This is a genomic window from Undibacterium sp. TJN25 (assembly GCF_049339885.1).
Taxonomy (GTDB): Bacteria; Pseudomonadota; Gammaproteobacteria; order Burkholderiales; family Burkholderiaceae_D; genus Undibacterium.
Map to the genome: position 1 here is coordinate 1 of NZ_JBMPPM010000028.1, position 3,083 is coordinate 3,083.

3 protein-coding genes are annotated in these 3,083 nt (G+C 47.1%); 1 reads left to right on the plus strand and 2 read right to left on the minus strand.

Annotation, left to right across the window (positions count from 1 at the left end; genetic code table 11):
• Positions 1–158: 158 nt before the first annotated feature.
• Together ACO0LO_RS28905 and ACO0LO_RS28910 are read right to left on the minus strand one after the other, a co-directional pair.
• Positions 159–755 carry a hypothetical protein gene (locus ACO0LO_RS28905; protein ID WP_422969990.1) on the minus strand — a complete coding sequence of 199 codons (597 nt, stop codon included), beginning with the start codon at positions 753–755 and terminating at the stop codon, positions 159–161.
• A 3-nt stretch (positions 756–758) separates the two neighbouring features.
• Positions 759–1,634 carry a DUF4747 family protein gene (locus tag ACO0LO_RS28910; RefSeq protein ID WP_422969992.1) on the minus strand — a complete coding sequence of 292 codons (876 nt, stop codon included), beginning with the start codon at positions 1,632–1,634 and terminating at the stop codon, positions 759–761.
• Positions 1,635–2,007: 373 nt separating this feature from the next.
• On the opposite strand from ACO0LO_RS28910, the gene ACO0LO_RS28915 reads away from it, so the two are divergent.
• Entirely contained in the window at positions 2,008–2,964 is a 957-nt protein-coding gene (locus ACO0LO_RS28915) for a tyrosine-type recombinase/integrase (RefSeq protein ID WP_422969993.1), read from the plus strand.
• The last annotated feature ends 119 nt before the right edge of the window (positions 2,965–3,083 follow it).

Here is a 3,083-nt window from a genome sequence, read left to right on the forward strand (position 1 = left end):
TTTTAAATTGCAGGCTATGCCGCCGGTATGGTCCTCTAACTGACATGGTGTCGCTCCTCTTGTGAAGGCTCGACAAGCGTATCACTTCATCTTGCTACCTTGGTCCAGCCCGAGGGGTTCAGTCCAACGCCGGGTCATAATCCAGCGCAAACTAACAGCTAACGCTTCTCAGTCATTTTTTGGAACCAGGTCGCTAACCGAAAAAGTGCGAGCGTCGTCTCAAAAGTAGTAACTATCGCGTAGACGAACAAGAAATACCCAGCACCAGCACCAATCGGCTTAAGATAAGAAAACCAGTTTGGAGACAGCGAAACCAATGCAAGGCCATGTGCCAGCATGCTTTTTGGGCTCAACTCATAGTCGAGCGCCGAACATATCAACGCCGATAAAAGCGCGACAACCTGGACTAGCCCAAAGTGGGCAAAAACAGCACTCACTCTTTCATAGTCGGAGGGCTTCCCATCCTCTTTCAGGCTGATCAACGCATTACGAAGTTTTTCGTCACCCCAGCCTATCCAAATCGCATAGCCACTAACTCCAAAGCCCAACAAGTTAGGCAATACGCTGAGAGCAGTCGCATACCAGGCACTTGATAGCCAATAACCGGAAGATAGAACCGTGATGAAGATCGCGAGATGGACAAATGGCGACACGACAAATTCGCGCCACCCACCATAGGACGTCCAATACCTCATGAATATGTCTACGACATCTCCATATTCCACCTTGAGTCTTGATTCCCCATGACGCGACATTCGTTATCCACCTACCCTTACAAAATTACGAAGCATGCCCAAGGCTGCCTGAAAAAAAGAATCCTCGATAGTGGTAGTTCCTGTGTCGACTTCTACCTTCTCCAAATATGGATGATCAACAGTCGAATATTTTACGGTTTGGCCGGCCTCATCTATTCCACGAGCCGTTACTAGTCCGTTTGATTGCGCCACCTCCGCAACTTGCCTCTGGTCTTTGCCTAACTGTAGACCATCCGGATGGTCGGAAGACATATTTTGAGTAAATTTAGTAGCGTTCTGATCTTCCATCCACTTGAACAAACGACGCTCCACATCACCGAGAGCATTCGGAGGCGATATTTCAAAAGAGATTTGCTTGAGTACCGGTAGGTGGAATATTCGATCGAGTGTCTCACGATCCGGTTCGACCGTAATGACTGCTTCACCATGGGCTTCAATTAGATCACTACTAGTTAACAGGCGTTCGACCAGCGTCTTAGCCATGCCTGGTGAAAGCGTATTTTGTTGATCCAGTCGCGAAATAAATATCAAGCGATGTTGGTCAGGGAAGAAGATATAAGGTAAAACCCGCAAATTCGGACGATAGCTTTCCGGAATTCTCACATTCTGCGTGACATCTTCGGGCGCGGCCACCTCATTGGTAGACAGATCAAGCCATTTCGCATCCCTATCAATATTGACGAATTTGAAGAGGTCGCCCCATAAAAACTTGTGCTCCTCGTATCTATTGTGTGCCGAGCCAATCATTCCCCCGACATCGCCGCGCAACCCTACCGGCGTCTTCCGCCTAGCGGCATCCATCCATAGTTTCACGTATCGCTCCGGACGATGTGGAGGCGGCAAAACAACATTCAACGCTGCAATGGAAATTATTCTCATTTATGACAGGCCAATAAATAATGGCTTTAAGAAGTAGTGGCAAAGAAGTCAAGATTAACGCACTAATCCTTGCCTTACAATAATTAATTGTGTAAATATAATTTTTTCCATCGCCAATATTCTCCCTACGTTAGAAACACGATGGAGTGATTCAAAGACAATTCAACGCCCTTCAGCAATCCATAGGGTGGACAAGCATTTTGTGCTGGAGCCACTTTGCTATCCGAGTTTCAAGAATGCCGAGTACATCCGTCTAGCCGATTTTCAGCACCGACCGGATGATTGCATGGTCATCGGATTGGCCGGCGTTCCACGAAGAAAGCCCTGCTAATCGTCGTACCATTGATCTTCGCTAAATATACAGGAGGGGAAAATGGATCTACTAGAGGCATGCAATCGTTTTCTGGTGCACTGTGAAGTAGAAAGAAAACTGAGTCCGCTAACAATTAAAGCGTACCAAGGCGACCTTTACCGCTTCAGCAGCGCCGTCGGCTCAAAGTACAACCTATGCGATTTTTCCGAGACATGGATCGAAAATGTGGTTCGCAATTGGCTTGTAGATCCAGAATTGAAATCAACAACTGTCAAGCGACGAGTGGCTTGCATAAAGTCCTTTGTGCGCTGGCTTTTCCGGCGCAAGCTAATATCGTTTAACCCTTTCGAGCGAATACATTTAGAAATCAGGCTCCCGAAGAGACTGCCAAGAAATCTGCAAACTAACGAAATCCAGAAACTCTTGGTGGTAAAGCCAGAAAGCATTCTCGGTAAGCTCCGAAAAAAAAATCAAGGCTTGCCGCGCTTTGAATGGGATAGGCTTACGGCTCGCTTGGCAATAGAAGTATTAACGCTCACGGGTATTCGCGTCGGCGAATTGGTCAAGATCAAGCCTCAAGACATTGATCATTTACTGCACCAGATTCGCATCCTTGGCAAAGGAAACCGAGAGCGACAAGTCCTGTTCCCCGATCTGGTTACGACTGACCGCCTTCAAGTGTATCGAGAACATGCCTACTCCCGCTTCGGAGCAGAAAAACGTAGCACCCTCTTTCTAAATAGTCTTGGCCGATCAGCCAACGAGCAATATATTCGACGGATTATCCGTGCGTATGCCAATGAGGCACAACTGGGGCGGCGGATCACGCCACATATGTTGAGGCATACAGCTGCAACCCAATTGCTAGAGGCTGGCTTGGATATCCGTTTTGTGCAAAAACTTCTTGGTCACGCAAGCATAACTACTACAGAAATCTATACTCATGTAGCGAATCACGCGCTGCGCCGAGAAATTTCACGGGTGAATATCAGGAAAAGGCTTGAGATGCATCGATAACTAAGAATTATGCATACTCGGCAGATGCAGGAAATCCCCGCAAAAACATCTCCTATAGCCAAAAATCCATTCCAATTAATCTGCCATAAATTCAAATCTGATCTGGCTGTGCCCAATGT